Genomic DNA, 19,241 nt, shown 5'->3' with positions numbered 1-19,241 from the left:
TTTGCGACAAAGAATGGAGCTGAGCATATGTCGGTAAAAAAAGAAGACGTCGAGAAAATTGTTGAAGCGATTGGCGGTAAAGACAATATTGAAGTCGCTACACATTGTGTTACCCGGCTGCGCTTCTCCCTCGTGGACGAAAGCAAAGTAAACAAACAAGCGCTGGATGACAATGAGTTGGCAAAAGGTTATTTCTCCACCCAAGGACAATTCCAGGTCATTATCGGACCCGGTATCGTTGATAAAGCGTACGAACAATTGATAGCGATTACCGGTGGCAAACGCGCCACCAAAGAAGACGTCAAAGCCGCTGCGATCAAACATAAAAGCCCGATCCAGCAATTTATTAAAACATTGTCCGATATTTTCATCCCATTGTTGCCGGCGATCGTCACTGCCGGTTTGCTGCTCGGTATTAACAATCTGCTAACCGGCGCCAATATTTTTTATGCCGGCAAATCGCTTGTACAAGTGTATCCGCAATGGGCGGATTTTGCCGCCATCGTTAATACGATCGCCAGCACCGCGTTCACTTTCTTGCCTGCACTTGTCGGCTGGTCAGCGGCAACCCGTTTTGGCGGTAGCCCATTACTCGGCGTTGTGCTCGGTTTGATTCTCGTCAATCCATCTTTGTTAAGCGCTTACGATTATGCCAAAGCTTATAATGAAGGCACCGTACCTACATGGAATTTATTTGGTCTTCATATTAATGCGGTCGGTTATCAAGGACAAGTATTGCCGATGTTAGTCGCAGCTTATGTGCTAGTTGTGATCGAAAAATGGCTAACTCGAAAAGTGCCTGATTCACTCAAATTATTGCTCGTCGCGCCAATTGCACTGCTGGTGACAGGATTCCTCGCGTTTGTCGTTATCGGCCCGGTTACTTTTACAATTGGTAACTGGCTTACAGCTGGAGTCGTTTGGATTTTCTCAACGGTTCCGTGGCTGGGTGGGCTACTGTATGGCGGTCTGTATGCAGCGCTCGTTATTACCGGCATGCACCATACGTTCCTGGCAGTCGATTTGCAATTGATTAACTCTACTGGCGGCACATTCCTGTGGCCGATGCTGGCATTGTCCAATATCGCACAAGGTGCGGCTGCACTAGCGATGATGTTTGTTATTCGTACTCAAAAAATGAAAAGCCTGTCAGCGACAACTTCGTTAACCGCCTTCCTCGGCGTAACCGAACCGGCTGTATTTGGGGTAAATGTACGCTTTAAATATCCGCTGTTTATGGGGATGTTCGGCTCAGCGATCGGTGGTGTGTGGCTAACGATCAACCATGTACGTGCATTTGCGATCGGTGTAGGCGGTCTCCCAGGCTTCCTTGCTATTAATGTTGCACAGTGGGGTATCTTTTTCATCGGCATGGCGATTGCGCTTGTTGTGCCTTTTGTCGGAACATTACTGTGGGGCAGACTGAATATGCGCAAACAAGCTGCTGGCGGAGATGCACAAGCAGCCGAATTGGAGCTTGCCGATAACGATGTACAAAAAGTCGAACACAGTCAAAGCCCGCTTCCAACTAGCGCTGCGACCACGACTGCAACAGCGGCTACTTCCGCTGCACTTGATGTGCTGGAGCTAGTTGCACCGATTTCCGGACAAGCGGTTGCATTGGAACATGTACCTGATCCGGCATTTGCTGGCAAACAAATGGGCGAAGGTATCGCAATCGAGCCGACAGACGGCAAAGTGTACGCTCCATTCGATGGTACGGTCGTGCATGTCATTGATAAAAGTAAACATGCGCTTATTTTGGAACATACGAGTGGTGTACAAATTCTTGTGCATGTCGGCATCGATACAGTAGGGCTAAAAGGCAATGGTTTTAATGTCCATGTCGCTACCGGCGATCACGTCAGCAAAGGTCAATTGCTACTAGAATTTGATATCGATACGATCCAAGCGGCTGGTTATGCTACCATCTCCCCAGTCATCGTACCGATCGGTCAGGAAATGATCGACACGATCGAAGACATGCCTGGAACGGTTGAAGCGGGTAAAACACCGCTGCTGCGTATTCATTTGAGCAAGGCACATGCTTCCTAATTACGGATTGGAATGAATTGGCATAAGCTTAAACGATGTTAAATGATTATAAAATTATCGTGTATATGCGTGTTCATTGACCGTTATGTGGTAAATGATTGAAACGATGTATTAAAAGCGCCTGTCGTCCAGCTTCTGCTGCTAGCGACAGGCATTTTTGGCGTAGTATCGCTTACGATCGATCCGATCAATGCTAGCGCAAGCGGGAATTCGGTCAAAACATGCTTGGTTGGCAACATGTACTGACCAAATACAATCATTAACAATACAGCTTTGGCTCAAATGTAAACACGTACTGTAATCCACTAGATGACAAAGCTTGTCGTGTTTAACGTACTTATTATCGCTATGTATTCGTGTACATGACCCCAAATCATATCGTTTCCAACCGCTTCCGCCCGCTTTATACTTTGTTGTTATATGACATATACTTGGATTACTTCATCCTGACTGGATTATTTTGCATTTTTGCCTTATTATCCGTAAAATAGATGGCGGTGATGCAGATGAACAAAAATATTTTTTCGCAAATTTATAGTGATTATACACAGCAAATCGAAGCAGGCACGATCAAACCTGGGATTAAACTGCCGTCCGAAAATGAATTGGCAGAGCAATATGGTACATCTAGAGAAACGGTACGCAAAGCGCTCCACCTGTTATCCCAGAACGGATACATTCACAAAATGCGCGGCAAAGGCTCGTTTGTGCTGGATATGAACCGGATGGAATTCCCTATTTCCGGTCTGGTCAGTTTCAAAGAGCTGTCCGAGCGACTTGGACGCAATGTGCGTACGCTTGTACACGAAGTGTCGCTTATTCCGTGTCCGCCCCGTATTGCCAAGCAGCTCAACACAGGGGAACAAGAACCGATCTGGAAAGTCGTGCGTGCGCGTGAGATTGAGGATGAAAAGATTATTTTGGATAAAGATTATTTTCTCGCGTCCATCATCCCCTCCTTGTCTCACGACATTGCTAGCCAATCGATCTATGAATACTTGGAAGGCGAACTGGCGCTCAAAATCGCGTATGCTAAAAAAGAAATCTCGGTCGAACAAGTGACTGCCGAAGATAAATTGCTACTGGACTTAAAACGCGATACACATATCGTCGTCGTGCGTAATTATGTGCATTTGGAAGACACTACATTGTTTCAGTATACCGAATCTCGGCACCGACTGGACAAGTTCCAGTTTGTCGAGTTTGCACGCAGAATGACGAATGAGGAATGAGCAAATGGCGGGATTACGAGCACAATGAACGTGATTCCGCCATTGGTTTATGTTTATACATAAATTTTGCTAGTTTTGTCCAATTTCCGAATACAGTGAATTTCATTTGACAGCAGCAAAGATTAAATTTAATATATGCTATAGCATACAATTATTAATTCACTCTGTTTCGCCTTGCAACATCGACTCAAATCGCAGCCTATTTCGTTCGTTGCACGATAAAAATGCGCTCCAGACACTTCCGTATTGCATACATCGATCAACATACAGCTATGTTTCGCATCCTATGCTGCTGTGTAATCCAGTAAAAGGCAACTGCAATTCATTTATATGCTATAGCATAAAAAGGAGGACAATGATGACTAAATTATTTTTGGCTTTTGATCGTGAACTGCTCATTGCCGAGCAACGCGAGCAACACTGGCATGTCAGCTCCCATTTTAAAGGCGCTCATCCGGTGTCGCTTGCCGCCGACCCACATAATCAGCATACCGTGTATTGCGCAACTTTTGACCGTGGCTTATGGAAAACAGTCGATGGCGGTCATAGCTGGGAAGCGATTGATGTATCTCCGTCATTCGGAGACTTTACCGAAGCTAAAGATTACGCCAGAGCTACGTATACGACGCTGAATGTGGCAGCACCATCTGCACACGGGCAGCCTGCTATCATCTATGCCGGCACTGAACCAAGCTCGATCGTCTATTGTGCAGATGGGAGTGATTCGTTTGTAATGCTGACCGATTTTGCCCATGCTCCTTCAAAAGCAAACTGGTTTTTCCCACCACGCCCTTACACGCATCATGTGAAACATATCGAAGTACACCGTAGTGATCCGAATTTGCTCTATGCTACGATCGAGGTCGGTGGTTTATTTTATAGTACTGATCGTGGAGCGACATGGTCGGAAGCGGTCAACGCTCCCCGGGATATTCATCGCCTGTGCACACATGCTCAAGCTCCAGCTCGTTTATACGGAGCACTCGGAGATTCATTTCTTAAACAAGATCACTTCGGTCACGCTTATGCGGAAAGTATCGATCATGGGCTGACATGGGAGTATAATATTGACGGGCTGGAGCATCATTATGCTTATGATCTCGCTGTCCATCCGCAAGACCCGGATATCGTTATTTTAGCCACTTCCTCCAATCCGCAGCATGCTCACGATTATCAAGCTGGACGCTGTGAATCATTCCTGTATCGCAAGCAAAAAGGCAAACCGTGGACACGGCTGACAGATGGGCTACCAGATGCGCAAGGCTCATTAATTCCAGCTTTATGTGTCAATGCAAAAGGGGATTTCTATGCATTTAACAATAAAGGCGTATATCGTTCCGTCGATCGCGGATTAACATGGCAGTCACTTAATATCCCTTGGCAAACACGTTATATGAATCAGCATCCGTATGCGATCATTGTGCTAGACAAGTAAGCTATGCAATGATGTGCTGGACAAGTAAGCTCCAGCTGTTCATTCTGTACAGTTCAACGTTGACAGTTTATAGTACATCTCGTATGATTCAGACACTATAAATGATCCGAAGAAATGCGAGGTAACACTATGAATTTATACGACTTGACTGGATTTCTTGTTCATCGTACCGATGTGAAAATGACCAATTATTTTATGAAACAATTACGGCCATATGAGATTACACCTGATCAATGGGGGATCATTTACGTGCTGGATACAGAGCGTGCTTGCAATCAAAAACAACTTGCCGAGGCAATCGACCGCGATCAAACGACCGTGGTACGTATGATTCATTCACTTGAACGCAAACAAATGGTCAAAAAGATTCATAATCTGGACGATAAACGCTCTTACCATTTGTATTTATCCGCCAAAGGCGCAGCGATCAAAACACAATTGCTCGCTACTGTGCAACAAGCGCATGCACATGTCACACGCGGCTTTTCGCGCGCAGAAATCGAACAGTTGCGTACGTTTCTGGATCGACTGTATACCAATGTCATAGACGATGAATAAATAAACAATAAAACTGCATATTTATCGATTGATACGTAGTGAAATGGAGGCATAAAGTTGCTTGCAAACAAAGTAGCTATTGTAACAGGTGCAAATAAAGCCAAAGTATCCTAAAATCAAGTGCTCCTTGTTCATGTAAAAAAGGAACACTTGATTTTCAATAATTATGTTTATATTTTTTCAATCCAAACTAAATAAGGAGTCGAGAGCGTATAATCCTCGGCTGCCAAAATCTTGTAAGTAATATGTCCAAACGTCTGCTTTCGAGTCAACTCATAAACTAAAGCAGATGCCATCTTTGGGTCTTTAAAACGATACCCATCACAATTGTAACCGATCTCATTATACGGATCACCATTGTATACCCACTCGTGCGATTCACGATACGTTTCAAATTCTTTCAGTTCGTCTTTCCATTGAATCCAAGCTTGCTTTTCTGGTATATTCATAAACTTCACAAACTTCTCCTTTCCTTTATATTTTATAAAATTATACATAATAGAATGCCAGTAACTGACTTTCCAGTGGATGTCTGCTACATCAACATTCATGTTAATGATATCTTCAGATTGCCAAAAAGCGCTCATAATGATGGATTTCTATTATTTTATAAAAGCAATCTTTTTTAAATATACTACATCCCTATCCCCGATCCAGCTGCCGATACTGAATCGCCTCTGCAATATGTACCGTATCGATCTGTTCTTGCTGCTCCAAATCAGCAATCGTGCGTGCCAGCTTTAAAATACGATCTCGTGCGCGCATGCTCATACCGAGCTGCTCAAATGCAGTGTTTAGCAGCGAGTCGGCTTCTTTCGTTAACGGGGCATACTGGCGCAGCCATTTGCCGGACAATTGGCTGTTCCAATGGATACCGATCGGTTGGTAGCGCTGGATTTGTCGTTCATGTGCACGCCGGACATGCTCGCGCATAGCGGCGGAATCATCCCCATCCGCTACCGCCATACGGGACGATTGCAACTCCTGTTCGCTCGGCCGCGGTACTTCGACTTGCAAATCGATCCGATCAAGCAACGGGCCTGAAATTTTAGCGCGGTAGCGAGCGATTTTGGCATCCGTGCATGTACACGGATGGAGGGGATGACGGCTACCGGCGAAACCACACGGACACGGATTCATCGATACGGCAAGCAAAATATTAGCCGGAAATGTAAATACAGCTCTGGAGCGGCTAATGTGGATTTCGTGATCTTCCAGCGGCTGGCGCAATAGTTCCAAAATCGTACGCGGAAATTCAGGAAATTCATCCAGAAATAAAATGCCTTGATGTGCCAGGCTAACTTCGCCCGGTTTAGGAATAGTGCCGCCGCCGATAAGTGCGGAAGCGGTAATGCTATGATGCGGCGAACGAAAAGGACGTTTGCGCATCAATCCGGTGCCACCATCTTTTAATCTGCCAGCTACACTTAAAATTTTGGTCACTTCCAGTGCTTCTTCATCGGTTAATGGCGGCAAAATAGTCGGAAGGCGTTTGATCAGCATCGTTTTGCCTGTACCGGGTGGGCCGATCAGCAAAATATTGTGCATACCGGAGGCGGCGATTGTTAGCGCCCGCTTAACATGCTGTTGACCAAATACATCGGCATAATCTTCGGCAGTTACAGGCGCTGTATCGGTTGCAGACGATTGGGCAGCGCGGATGAACAGATGGGGACGCAGATGAATATGATGACGTGAATCAGAGCTTTTCGCATGCTTGGATGACGGATGGACTGCTGAATTAGTTGGCTGATCGACCTGCTTAGTCGACGAGAACTGAGCTATTGTTGGTGTCCTGTTGGGCGTATTTTCAAGTTCGCTTGTATGTTGATTGTTATACACATGCTCAAGTTTAGTTAGACTTTGAAGTTTGTTTATGTTCGGTTCGTTTATGTTTTTGACTTCACGCATACTGTTAATTTTATTTAACTCTTTCAGTTTACTTAAGTCTAAATTATCGTTTGTATGTTTAAGTTGACGCTGACCATATACAGGCGATTGAGCAGGATGATGGCTGTTCAAGTTGGCATAATCTGTTGGCGCTAACACACGTACTTGGATATCCGGTTGACCGGGGATGTGCATTTGAAATTGCTGTGGCTCCATTTTATTTAAGTTAGAGGCTATGTCCATTGGCTTTGTATTTGAACGTAAATCGATAGCTTCAGTTGAGACAGAGGCAGTAAGCTGTTCCACAATCGACTGGCGCTCTGACGCTTGTAACAGATCACGCATATGTTTGACACCGTACACATTCATCCCATCCACAAGCGCAGCTTCTGCTGCATTATTATACGGTACGATAACGGATGTCAAACCTCGTTGACGCGCCATATCAACCATCGACAGCACACCATGCACCGGACGTAAACTGCCGTCCAGCGCCAGCTCACCAAGCAGCAAAAAATTTTGCTGTTCCGGAAATACGAGCTGATCGCTCGTGACCAAAATGCCGATCGCAATCGCTAAGTCAAAAGCAGAGCCTTCTTTGCGCAAATCAGCAGGTGCCAGATTGATCGTTACCCGCTGAGATGGAAAAGTAAAGCCGCAATTTTTAATCGCTGAACGTACTCGCTCCACCGACTCACGTATCGCTGAATCCGGTAGACCGATAATCGACACGAGCGGCAAGCCGTTAGATAGATCGGTTTCTACCTCGACGAGCACACCGTGAATCCCTTGAATACACGCACTGAATTGTTTGCCATACATAACAAAAACACCCTTTCTGTTGATTGTCGCCATTTTACGTCCGCTTGCTGGATCGGTACTGGCTCAGCATACGGTCTGCCAGTGCTCACGCGATAGCTGATACATCGTTTGACATATTCAGCCTCGGCTAACGTAATAGCGTTCATCTTTGAAAAAGGGTGCTTCCTCTATTTTCGATTACTTATTTTATTGTTTATCCCGTGCATTAGGCGATGTCTGCAAACGTTCAAAATGGTCACGTTGCAAATACAATTAACGGCATGCGCAACATAATTCAATAACAACAAACGGTATCGAATTGCCTTTAAAACAATTTAAAAATACGCCCTACTCTACTCAAATTACGTAAATGCTTCGATACAATGCTCCAACTCTACAGCCTGATCATGCTCATTCAGTCGTACAGCGATCACATCATAGCGAAACGCCACTTCATGCAAACCTGTATGATGAGCATAAAAAGCAGCCGTTTCTCGCAATTGCTTGCGCTTGCGCCAATCGACCGATTCGGCGGCAGTGCCATGTGTATCGCCTGTACGGCTACGCACTTCCGTAATGACAATGATAGCGCTTTGGTTTACAAAAGCAAGGTGTTTATGGAGCAGCATCGTTTGGAAATGGTCAGCCTGTTCACTAATGATATCGATGGATGCGTTATACGCGGCATCATTTTCAACGATCCAATCATGAGCTGCATACTGCCGTGCTGACTCGCTTGGTGCTACGGCGATAATATCAAGTTCTCCGCTACGACAACGCCAGTTGCGTTCCAGTATATGGTAGCCTTGCTGCTGCAAATAATAAGCAGCAACATCTTCGCCAATCCGTCCTTTTTGCCTACGATTGTCACGAACAGCTTTATCGTTATGCTGCATCATATGCTCCTCAACGTATACGATTTAGACTGCCTATTGATTAGCTATCGTAAATATTATGCTTGCTTTAGTCTGAAAATAATAACATTGACGGCTACACATTAAAAAGCACGACTTTATAGAGAGCATGTACGCACTGCTCTAAGCAGTGTCTTTAAACTGCAATACCGTCATTTTGGCGGTAGAAATAGTGCCGTTGCCAATCAATGAAACGAACCGTACCGCCTGTACAGCACAATCTAACACAAACCAAATACAGCAAACAATCTATAAAGCAGTCCGCAGACACGCACCTGTTACCAATCATGCGGATTCGTGCCAAAATTTTTATCAGCGCGATAAATAAAGCTTAACACTTCAGCGACCAAATCATATAATTCACCGGGAATTTGTTGATCCAGATCGAGCTTGGACAGCACTTCAACGAGTGCGGCATCCTCCTGAATTGGTACGCCTGCTTCATGTGCTTTTTCGAGAATCGTTTCAGCGATACGACCGCGTCCTTTGGCGACAACTACAGGTGCATCACTGCGAGCAGGATCATATTTGAGCGCAACCGCTCGTTTGCCAACAAATGAAGATTCGGTGTCTTTGGGAGGTTTGGACTGGCTCATATTTTCATGTCTACCCCCTTGTACTCGGACGGTGCAAATTGATCGATTAATTCGCCCGCATTGCCCGCTGTCCCGATCAAACTATCGGTTGTGCTGCGTACCGGCAATGGAGCAACATGCAGTGATAACAATTGATAACCAAGTCCGCCAATCGCATCCGCCACCTCTTGGCGCTTGCTCTCAATCACAGCACCGAGCTGCTCCAAATCGTTATGCACTTTGAGCGATACGATCCGATCGGTAACGTGCACATCAAGCAATGTATGACCGAGCGCTTTCATATTCAGATCGAACCATAATCGGCAATTGGAAGCATCCAGTTCGCCTTTATTGCCACGGCGTGACTGAATGTGCACGGAAGCGGTCTCCTGCCCATCCGGGCCGTTAAACGGAACGAACATCGTCACTTGCGCGAATGGAGCGGTACGATCGGTATTTAATAAAAGCTGTTGTCCAGTCAATTGCTGGACAAGCTGCTGTGCAGCATCTTTTAATACAGGTGGCGCGTCAGGAGATGTGCTAAGTTGCAGCAGCAGTCCTTTGAGCGTATCTTGAGCTTTTGCTAACGCGTCTTCCGCCGCAGCTGTATGTGCTGCTCCGCTCTGAGCAGGATTAGGCAATGTATCGGTACGTCCGTCTCCAACCTGTAATGGTTGTAGCGCAGAACTTGCAGCATGACCGGCTAAATTGGCGGCTGTAGCCGGAGTTGAAGCATTTGCAGTCGATGATTGCGCTGCTACGGTACTGTTCGCTGTTTTGGTCGCAGCTGCATCCGGCGTATTCGCGGATGAGGCTGTACCAGCTGGTGTTGGCTGTGCTGGTGTCGGTACAGTTGAAGCGTTCGGTGTCACAGGAGCCAACGGCACCGTTGGCTGGTTCGGCTGAGCTGCTAGACGCGTATTCTCTGCACTTGTCGCGGATTGCTGCTGTGCATTCGTTGGCAAGCCAGCTGGATTAGCTGTTCCTTGTTCTTTGGCAGCATCCGCATTTTGAGCGGTCAGTGTTAATGCGGCACGAACACTTTGCTGTTCATATTCGGCGCCCATCAGCTTGAACAACTGACCGAGCCACGGTGTGGTAGAGCCGGATGATGGTGTGGAAGTTGTAGTTTGAGCCGTTTGAGCAAAATTTGTTGCAGCATTGTTATGTGTTGCATGTTGCTCCTCTGTTGTCATCGCAGGTGATGTTGTCGCTGCGGCTTGTTGTCCGTTAGCGCCTGTTGCTGGCATTCCACCCGCTGCCGGAGGCGGGATCAGATTGTTCAATTGTTGCAATACTTGTTGCAGCTTGGCGACGATCGCTGCCGCTGCGCTTCCAGCAGCAACATTTGTCCCTGCAGAAGCTGCCTGCTGTCCACTTGGCTGAGTTGTATCTGCACTCTGTCCCGCTCCCGTATTTGTACTACCAGGCGGAGTAGCTGCTGACGTTTGCGCTTGTGACATCCCTGAACCGTTAAGCGGTTCATCTAATAACGCAGCTGCCCCTCCTTGAAGTTGCGGCAAGACCGTGCGCAGCAAATTTTGCAGATTGTCCAGTGACTCATGTAGCGGTGGGCCAAAGATCGCTTGCTGCAAACCGGCTACACTTTGCCCGGTAACCGGTAGCCCGCGCTGGATCGCTACGGCGGCGGATTGCACCCATTCACCGACCGATACTGTAGCAGGCTTTTGCGCCAGCGATGTTTGAATATTTTTTACATTATCTGCTGTTAAGGCGATTCCGGCAGCTCGCATCTGGGTAAGCAGCTCACGATTATCTTTCGTATCCGGTAATTGAAAAGAATTGAGCAGTTCGTTCATCGTCGACGGAGCAAGCGGTGTTTGGCTGGCGGTGACAGGTTTCAATACCGGCATACCATCTTTGCCTGGTGGCTGTACTTGCAACAATGTTGTCTCCCCTTGCTGTAAAGGCGTTTCCAATTGCGCACGTACTTTGACGCCCTGGATTTGCACAACTGCCTCCTGCCCGTCTTCAGACACGCTGGTTACTACTCCGCGAACGACCTGACCTTCTTTTAACTCCATCTGTTTGGCCTCACCGGGCTTGTTATCGCCCATCATGCCACGGAACAGTGAACCAATATTCATAATCTCTCCTCCTGTCTGTTAATCTGCCCAAGTATCGGCATAGCGGCTTCGTATGTAGCGCCGTTTTCCTAAACGTTGATATGTTTATTTATCGGTCAAAACCGGCATGATGATGAGTCAAAAATGACAAACTCCCCCGCTTGCTCGGCATCCATATATACAAAAAGAACCCGATCTTGAACAAACAAGATTCGGGTTCTTCCCTGTGCGATAAGCACCTCTGTTCCTATCGTAACGGATTGTATCCTAAAGAGCAATATCGTTTTGACAGCATGCGTTAAAATCGATTCATCTCGGTCAATATACTCGCAGCAGTTGTTACAGCAGTGCGCTCGACTATGCTTAAAACAGCGTCGGCTGTTCCAACAGCAAATTGCCCAGAAAGCTTTTACGATGCATCGGTGTAATGCCCAGTTCGAGAATACGCTCACGATGCAGCTTGGTCGCATAACCTTTATGTCCGGCAATGCCATAACCGGGATGAAGTTGTTCCCATGCGCCTGCACATAGCCGATCACGGGTCACTTTGGCAATGATCGAAGCGGCAGCAATGCTATGACTGTTAGCATCGCCTTTAATGATACTTTGCTGCGGCTGCGGCATATCGACCGTTTCGGCATCAACTAGGATGTAATCCGGCACGACGACAAGCTGTTCTAACGCTTGTTTCATCGCGCGCAGCGCCGCCTGCCGAATATTGATCTCGTCGATAACTTGAGCGGAAACATAACCTACCCCTACTGCCAGCGCCTGTTCCATAATTTCGACATATAGACGTTCACGCTTTTTGTCGGTTAGTTTTTTGGAATCGGTCACCCCTTCGATGACAAGTTCTTGCGGCATAATAACCGCCGCCGCAATCACATCACCGAACAGACAACCGCGTCCCACCTCATCCACACCGGCGATATGAAGGTAGCCTGCATCCCAGCACTCGCGTTCATATTTCAGCAATTCAGACATCGTATCTCCTCCCGTCATCGATTCGATTCAGGGTCTTTCCATCGAGATTCTGCCCAGTTTACCCGCACGTAGCTCGCGCAAAATGACTTTGGATGATTTCTCCAAATCAACGCGCCCTCCGCTCATCAAACAGCCGCGTTTGCGACCGATCGATTCCATAATTTCCACCACATCGTTTGGATTTTCCATATCTTGTGGCGGCTCATCCAATTCGAAGCGCTCCGCGAGTCGATCCCAATAATGTTCGCAAATGTATTTGGTGCCATAATAAGCAACATCTTCGACATTCAAAATTTCTTCGCGAATCGCACCGGTTACCGCTAGGCGATAACCGACATTTTGATCTTCAAATTTCGGCCACAAAATACCCGGTGTATCAAGCAATTCCATCTCTGTACCGACTTTGATCCACTGCTGTCCTTTGGTCACGCCCGGACGATCGCCTGTAGCAGCGATACTTTTGCCAGCGAGCCGGTTCGTCAGCGTCGATTTGCCGACGTTTGGAATGCCGACGATCAGTGCGCGAATCGCACGCTGGTTCATGCCTTTAGCAGCACGCTTGTCGCGCTGTTCTTTTAATAACAGCTTAGCACGCTCAGGAATTTCACGTGTTCCCTGCCCGCTTGCTGCGTCCAGTGTAAGCACTTCATGTCCATCACGTTTAAAATATTGTACCCAGGCATCCGTAATTGCCGGATCAGCCAGATCAGCTTTATTCAAAATGATCAATCGCGGTTTATTTTGCAAAATCTCATCAATCATCGGATTGCGGCTTGACAGTGGCAAGCGCGCATCCAGCAGCTCGATCACCATATCGATCAGCTTTAGCTTTTCTTCAATCTGGCGTCTTGCTCTAGTCATATGCCCGGGAAACCATTGAATAGTCACAGGTTTTCCCCCTTACTTTCTAAAATAATAACCGGCTACTGCGGATCAATAATGATTGATCCATTCCGCCTTGCTTAGCGGCCAGAAGATCACATCCGCACGTCCGATAATGTTGCTGAGCGGAATGTAACCGATCATCCGGCTATCCTGACTGTTGGAACGATTGTCCCCCATGACAAACACATAGCCTTGCGGCACTTTGTCATCCGGAATTTGCGGTGTCGGGAAATTGTTAATGTTGTAATCATGGCCTTGTGCATGCGCTTGATCGATCGCTGCCTGAATGTACGGCTCGCTAATGACCTTGCCATTGACCGTTACGGTATCGCCTTCTACTTTTACCGTATCTCCACCTACAGCGATAACGCGCTTAATAAAGTCGCGGTTTTGTGAAGGGACTTTGAGTACGATCACTTCGCCCGGATGCGGTGGACGGATATCGTACAAAATTTTGTTTACGATCACACGCTCGCCGGTATAAAAGTTCGGCTGCATGGATGGACCATCTACAATAAACGGCTCAAACAAAAAGCCGCGAATGATGATCACGAGCACAAGAGCGACCACAATCGCTTTAATCCACTCTTTTGCTTCACTTTTTTTCTTTTTGGGAGGGGTTTGTTCCGAGTCGGTCGGTCCCGTTACTACAGGCTCCTGTACGCTTGCCAGCTCAGCCGCTTCGGCTCGGTTTTGATTTTGTTTATCGTGCTCCATCGCAATGCCTTCTTTCCTGGTTGAATTGGCGCTTTGTATATGTACCGGTGGTATGAATCATCCGGAAATAGCCCAGTGTCAATATTACCAAGTACCTATACGATTCCTTAATCTATTTTACACACAATTTTGCAAAAACCAAATTTTGAAGGATTCATATTTGTCAAGCGCCGCTTCCATTGTAGCATGACAATGTATACATACTGACCACTATACAGATTACAGATGATACAAAAAATTCCGTGTGCAGTTTTGGCGTCATTTTGCCACAGAAATAAACCGGTTATGCTACTCTATCGGCGGCTTTGGAGCCATCATCTCCATCCTGTTAAGAAGCCGATCATTGCCAGGTTTGTTGCTCTGGAAAAATGCCGTGACCTTACAACTGTACGGCGGAATTATCGCTTTCCTATGCAATTGAAATGTTTCAGAAATAAAGAAAAGAGCTTGTATGACCAAGCCCTTCTCAACCGTAGCTCCCAAAGGATTAACGGCGCAATTCTTTAATTCTCGCTGCTTTACCGCGCAGTTCACGAAGATAGTAGAGCTTCGCACGACGCACTTTACCACGGCGAGCCACTTCGAGTTTATCAATCTTAGGGGAGTGTACTGGGAAAGTTCTTTCCACACCTACACCGTAAGAGATTTTACGAACTGTAAAAGTCTCACCAATGCCTCCACCTTGACGTTTGATTACAACCCCTTCGAACAACTGAACGCGCTCACGAGTTCCCTCAATAACCTTAACGTGCACTTTCAAAGTGTCACCGGCACGGAAATTAGGGATATCTTTACGCAGTTGATCTTGAGTAATCGCCTGAATGATATTCATCTATGACTCCCTCCTTCCGCACAGATGTTCTTGCGTCTCAGGAAGACGGATCGTCTTCTCATCATTGATCGCAGAGGACCATCGTATTCACACAACATACGAATTCTATCATACTTACATAGTAGATGACAATAGTTTTTTCAAAAAAATTAGCCGAAACGCTCCTGCAACAGCATTTTTTCCAGTTGATGCAAACGATCGATCTCCTCGCTATAACGGGCAAAACTAAGCCGATCCTGTGCCTGAAGCTGCATACGGGTCGTTTTTTTGTGATCACGCAAGCGATCTAACAGCTTGATCACCGTATTGCGTCCGGCATAATCAGCGATAAAATACTTTTTGCGTTGATCCGCTTCCACGTATAACAAATATTTAAACTCAGGCAAAAGCTGCCCGATAACCGAATCAGCCTCCCCATCGGAAAAGCCAGTATCGAGTACAGACGCATAACCCTGGCTGCGCAAATCGCTACGCAGACGCTCGATCCATTCAGGCGTCTGCTGTAGCTTCTGGAATTGTGTCATGTCTATATCTCCTATTCGCTTATGTTACCGGTATCGCTTTGCTGCTGTTGTTTCAACCATGCACGCTCTTGCTCCGTCAACTTAGCATATTCCAGCAGATCGGGACGACGCTGCCATGTGCGCAGCAGCGATTGCTCACGGCGCCATTTTTCCACATTGGCATGATGACCGGATAACAGTACATCCGGTACTTTCATCCCGCGAAACTCCGCCGGACGCGTATAATGCGGATATTCCAGTAAACCCGTGCTAAACGAGTCGGTTACCGCACTCGTCTCATTGCCGAGTACACCCGGCAGCAGACGCACTACGCTGTCCACAACAGTCATCGCCGGCAGCTCGCCCCCGGTTAATACATAATCACCAATCGATAGCTCATCGGTCACCAGATGCTCACGGATGCGCTCGTCATAGCCTTCATAATGACCACAAATGAAAATAAGATGCTGCTCACGGGACAGCTCCTCCGCTTTCGCCTGTGTGAACGTCTCACCCTGTGGGCACATTAAAATAATGCGTGGCGTAGACGCCGTTACAGACGTGGACAGAACGCCTTCATACATGTGCATCGCACTGACAGCGGGATTAAGTTCATCCGCAGCGTCTGTCGCTTCGGCTAGAGCCTGCTCTGTTGTATCGTTGAGCGAATGTTTACTCGCAGCGAAATCGCCGGATGCTGCATCTTTGCCAGCCAGCAAATCTTCCACCGCCGCAAAAATCGGATCAGGTTTAAGCACCATCCCGCCACCGCCACCGTATGGCGTATCATCAACCGTACCATGCTTGCTTTGCGAATACGCGCGGAAATTGACCGCATTCAGCTCCACGATTCCTTTAGCTGCTGCTTTGCCGAGAATGCTGGAGCCAAATACCCCTGTGAACATTTCCGGAAACAAGGTTAACACATCGATCTTCATCATTCGAGCAAACCTTCCATTACTTGTACGATGATCTTTTTGTCATCGATATTAATCTGTTGCACGACATCATGAATGTACGGGATCAAAATATCTTTGCCTTTGGCGGGCTTAACGACCCATACATCGTTCGCACCTGGCGTTAATATTTCCTGAATGACGCCAAGCGACTGCCCCGCATCGGTAATGACTTCACAGCCGATAATCTCATGGAAATAATATTCGTCTTCTTCCAGTTCAACCGCGTCGTCTTTGGACACACGCAGTTCCCAGCCTTTGTATTGCTCCACTTCATTAATGTCACCAAAACCTTTGAAACGAATAACATACATGTTTTTTTGCAGACGTGACGTTTGAATTTCAACTTCCTGGACAGCGCCTGTGTCTTCATTTCGCATCATTAGCTTATTGCCCGGAGCAAAGCGTACCTCCGGAAAATCCGTATTTGGATATATTTTCAGCTCGCCGCGAATACCGTGTGTATTGACGATTTTACCAACATTTAGCCATTGTTTTGACATATCGTTCTCCTTTGTATCGTTTTGGTATCATTTCATATTCATCATTAGTTTTTATAAAAAATGTACGAAAAAGGGCTAGGAATAACCCTAGCCCTTTTTCGTACATTTTTAAGACATGATATCAACCGTAACCCGTTTATGTGTTTTGACAGCGGCGGAGGTCACTACTGTGCGGAGCGCCTTGGCGATACGTCCTTGCTTGCCGATCACTTTGCCGGCATCGTCCGGATGGACGCTCAGTTCGTATACGATCAGGTTTTCCTTTTCCACCACATGGACAGACACATCTTCCGGATGATCCACCAGAGCTTTAGCAATAACGATTACTAATTGTTCCATCGTTTCATCCTCCGGAATAGGCAATATTTTGCGAAGCAAAATCAGTTGTCAATGCCACAGCCTGATGCGACGCTGTAGCCGATTGGCTCGCAAAAACGCAGTTCTGTATACACAAAACCGCGTTTCGACCAGCCAATCTAGCGTTAACGAGCACACGCTTTACAGGGCTAAACTTGTTCAGCAATTATTTTTGCTGTTTCAGCTCATGGAATTTTTTCATAACGCCCGCTTTGCTAAGCAAGTTGCGAACAGTATCAGAAGCTTGTGCTCCATTTTGAAGCCATTTCAGAGCTTTTTCTTCATCAATTTTAGTTACAGATGGTTCTGCAACTGGATTGTAAGTACCGATTTCTTCGATAAAACGTCCATCACGAGGAGAACGGGAATCGGAAACAACGATACGGTAGAAAGGCGCTTTGTGGGCACCCATACGTTTCAGACGAATGCGTACTGCCAAGAGAATTCACCTCCTTAAACTAATTCAACATCATATCAAACGCTCTATAAAAGAGACGCGGGATTCATTGAGATCAGGACTTCCGCTATCGGGTCATCCATGCCAACTGCAAAATCGGGCTTAACGAAACGGGAACTTAAAGCCTCCGCCGCCTTTGCTCATCTTTTGCATTTGTTTCATCATTTTGCCTTTGCCGCCTTTCATCGCTTTCGGGTCCATCATATCCGAAAACTGCTTCATCATACGGCGCATCTCATCAAATTGTTTGATCAGACGGTTTACTTCGGCAACCGAAGTACCGCTTCCGGCAGCAATACGTTTGCGACGGCTATGGTTGATCACTTCAGGATGTTGTTTCTCCTCGATCGTCATCGAATGCACGATCGCTTCGATCCGTCCAACCTGCTTGTCATCGACCTGCAAATTTTGCGTTTGTTTCATTTTGCCCATGCCGGGCAGCATATCCATAATTTGGTCAAGCGGACCGAGCTTTTTGACCTGCTCCATCTGTTCCAAAAAATCTTCAAAGGTAAATTCGGCGTTACGCATTTTGCGCTCCATCTCTTTTGCCTTTGTTTCATCGATATTCATTTGCGCTTTTTCGATCAGGGACAGCATATCGCCCATACCGAGAATACGGGATGCCATCCGTTCCGGGTGGAACACTTCCAGTGCATCCAGCTTTTCACCAAGCGTCGCAAATTTGATCGGACAGCCGGTGACAGCTTTGACGGACAATGCCGCACCACCACGGGTATCGCCATCTAGCTTCGTCAGTACGACACCGGTCAATGACAGCTGATTGTTGAAGTTTTCCGCGACATTGACCGCATCTTGACCGGTCATCGCATCAACGACGAGCAATACTTCATCCGGGTTGGTCAGCTCATGAATTTGACGTAGCTCATCCATCAGTTCTTCATCGATATGAAGGCGTCCAGCGGTATCGATAATCACATAATCGTTATTGTTCGCTTTTGCTTCCGCCATCGCTTGCCGAGCAATCTCTACCGGGCTTGTTTGATCGCCCATCGAGAACACAGGCACTTTAATCTGTTCACCGAGCACTTGCAATTGCTTGATCGCAGCCGGGCGATAAATATCGCCTGCCACAAGCAGTGGGCGATGATTTTGCTTTTGCAGCATCCGTGCCAGTTTGCCGGAGGTGGTCGTTTTACCGGCACCTTGCAAACCGACCATCATGATCACGGTAGGTGGCTTAGTCGCTTTGGCAAGCTTCGCCTGTGTACCGCCCATCAGTTCAGTCAATTCTTTGTTAACGATGTCGATAATGATCATACCAGGGGTGAAGCTTTCCATTACTTCCTGACCGATCGCTTTTTCCTTCACCTTGCTGATGAATTCTTTAACGACCTTGAAGTTAACGTCCGCTTCCAGCAACGCAAGTCGTACTTCACGCATCGCTTCGCCTACATCCTCCTCGGACACTTTACCTTTGCCGCGCAGCTTGCTGAATACGTTCTGCAGTCGTGTTGTCAATCCTTCAAATGCCATCGC

General features: G+C 46.9%; 19 protein-coding genes. 4 read left to right on the top strand and 15 right to left on the bottom strand.

All coding sequences use genetic code 11. The annotated features are described in order from the left end of the window. Positions 1 to 27 precede the first annotated feature (27 nt). From treP to U1I11_RS03600, 4 genes are all read left to right on the top strand, one after another. Positions 28 to 2,055 carry a PTS system trehalose-specific EIIBC component gene (treP, locus tag U1I11_RS03615; RefSeq protein ID WP_322903870.1) on the top strand — a complete coding sequence of 676 codons (2,028 nt, stop codon included), beginning with the start codon at positions 28 to 30 and terminating at the stop codon, positions 2,053 to 2,055. Positions 2,056 to 2,561: 506 nt separating this feature from the next. Beyond that, entirely contained in the window at positions 2,562 to 3,287 is a 726-nt protein-coding gene (treR, locus tag U1I11_RS03610) for a trehalose operon repressor (protein ID WP_322903868.1), read from the top strand. Positions 3,288 to 3,642: 355 nt separating this feature from the next. Continuing rightward, positions 3,643 to 4,722, top strand: coding sequence for a WD40/YVTN/BNR-like repeat-containing protein (locus U1I11_RS03605; RefSeq protein WP_322903866.1), 1,080 nt, complete (start codon positions 3,643 to 3,645; stop codon positions 4,720 to 4,722). A 129-nt stretch (positions 4,723 to 4,851) separates the two neighbouring features. Further along, positions 4,852 to 5,280, top strand: a complete 429-nt coding sequence (locus tag U1I11_RS03600; protein WP_322903864.1) for a MarR family winged helix-turn-helix transcriptional regulator — start codon at positions 4,852 to 4,854, stop codon at positions 5,278 to 5,280. A gap of 170 nt (positions 5,281 to 5,450) precedes the next feature. Here the strand turns inward: U1I11_RS03600 and U1I11_RS03595 are convergent, their stop codons facing one another. The 15 genes from U1I11_RS03595 to ffh all read right to left on the bottom strand — a co-directional run bounded on the left by U1I11_RS03595 (position 5,451) and on the right by ffh (position 19,238). Continuing rightward, positions 5,451 to 5,729, bottom strand: coding sequence for a hypothetical protein (locus tag U1I11_RS03595; RefSeq protein WP_322903862.1), 279 nt, complete (start codon positions 5,727 to 5,729; stop codon positions 5,451 to 5,453). Positions 5,730 to 5,922: 193 nt separating this feature from the next. Next, the gene (locus U1I11_RS03590; RefSeq protein WP_322903860.1) at positions 5,923 to 7,992 is read right to left on the bottom strand and encodes a YifB family Mg chelatase-like AAA ATPase; all 2,070 of its coding nucleotides are present in this window, start codon (positions 7,990 to 7,992) and stop codon (positions 5,923 to 5,925) included. Positions 7,993 to 8,333: 341 nt separating this feature from the next. Continuing rightward, a complete protein-coding gene (locus tag U1I11_RS03585) occupies positions 8,334 to 8,870 on the bottom strand; it encodes a YraN family protein (protein WP_322903858.1) in 537 nt (178 codons plus the stop codon). 293 nt (positions 8,871 to 9,163) lie between these two features. Further along, a complete protein-coding gene (locus U1I11_RS03580; RefSeq protein WP_322903857.1) occupies positions 9,164 to 9,481 on the bottom strand; it encodes an EscU/YscU/HrcU family type III secretion system export apparatus switch protein in 318 nt (105 codons plus the stop codon). Further along, the gene (locus U1I11_RS03575; RefSeq protein ID WP_322903855.1) at positions 9,478 to 11,568 is read right to left on the bottom strand and encodes a hypothetical protein; all 2,091 of its coding nucleotides are present in this window, start codon (positions 11,566 to 11,568) and stop codon (positions 9,478 to 9,480) included. Before U1I11_RS03575 ends, U1I11_RS03580 begins: the two co-directional genes overlap by 4 nt. A 342-nt stretch (positions 11,569 to 11,910) precedes the next feature. After that, positions 11,911 to 12,531: a ribonuclease HII gene (locus U1I11_RS03570; RefSeq protein ID WP_322903853.1), complete on the bottom strand. Its 621-nt coding sequence runs from the start codon at positions 12,529 to 12,531 to the stop codon at positions 11,911 to 11,913. Between the two features lie 27 nt (positions 12,532 to 12,558). Then, positions 12,559 to 13,419, bottom strand: a complete 861-nt coding sequence (ylqF, locus tag U1I11_RS03565) for a ribosome biogenesis GTPase YlqF (protein ID WP_322903852.1) — start codon at positions 13,417 to 13,419, stop codon at positions 12,559 to 12,561. Between the two features lie 45 nt (positions 13,420 to 13,464). Further along, on the bottom strand, positions 13,465 to 14,133 hold the full coding sequence (lepB, locus tag U1I11_RS03560; protein WP_322903851.1) for a signal peptidase I: 669 nt from the start codon (positions 14,131 to 14,133) through the stop codon (positions 13,465 to 13,467). 487 nt (positions 14,134 to 14,620) lie between these two features. After that, positions 14,621 to 14,965 (bottom strand): 50S ribosomal protein L19, encoded by a 345-nt coding sequence (rplS, locus tag U1I11_RS03555; RefSeq protein WP_322903850.1) that lies wholly within the window; start codon positions 14,963 to 14,965, stop codon positions 14,621 to 14,623. Positions 14,966 to 15,114: 149 nt separating this feature from the next. Next, positions 15,115 to 15,489, bottom strand: a complete 375-nt coding sequence (locus U1I11_RS03550; RefSeq protein WP_322903849.1) for a hypothetical protein — start codon at positions 15,487 to 15,489, stop codon at positions 15,115 to 15,117. Positions 15,490 to 15,500: 11 nt separating this feature from the next. Next, entirely contained in the window at positions 15,501 to 16,406 is a 906-nt protein-coding gene (trmD, locus tag U1I11_RS03545; RefSeq protein ID WP_322904491.1) for a tRNA (guanosine(37)-N1)-methyltransferase TrmD, read from the bottom strand. Continuing rightward, entirely contained in the window at positions 16,406 to 16,927 is a 522-nt protein-coding gene (rimM, locus tag U1I11_RS03540; protein ID WP_322903848.1) for a ribosome maturation factor RimM, read from the bottom strand. The genes trmD and rimM overlap by 1 nt, the downstream gene beginning before the upstream one ends. Positions 16,928 to 17,035: 108 nt before the next feature. Beyond that, on the bottom strand, positions 17,036 to 17,266 hold the full coding sequence (locus tag U1I11_RS03535) for a KH domain-containing protein (RefSeq protein ID WP_322903846.1): 231 nt from the start codon (positions 17,264 to 17,266) through the stop codon (positions 17,036 to 17,038). Positions 17,267 to 17,450: 184 nt separating this feature from the next. Next, the gene (gene rpsP / locus U1I11_RS03530) at positions 17,451 to 17,723 is read right to left on the bottom strand and encodes a 30S ribosomal protein S16 (protein ID WP_322903844.1); all 273 of its coding nucleotides are present in this window, start codon (positions 17,721 to 17,723) and stop codon (positions 17,451 to 17,453) included. Between the two features lie 120 nt (positions 17,724 to 17,843). Beyond that, positions 17,844 to 19,238 (bottom strand): signal recognition particle protein, encoded by a 1,395-nt coding sequence (gene ffh, locus U1I11_RS03525; RefSeq protein ID WP_322904489.1) that lies wholly within the window; start codon positions 19,236 to 19,238, stop codon positions 17,844 to 17,846. Between the last annotated feature and the right edge of the window lie 3 nt (positions 19,239 to 19,241).

The organism is Paenibacillus campi (assembly GCF_034659835.1).
Classification (GTDB): Bacteria; Bacillota; Bacilli; order Paenibacillales; family Paenibacillaceae; genus Saccharibacillus; species Saccharibacillus campi.
Note: the sequence above shows the minus strand (reverse complement) of the source record. Positions and strands in the feature narration are given on the sequence as shown.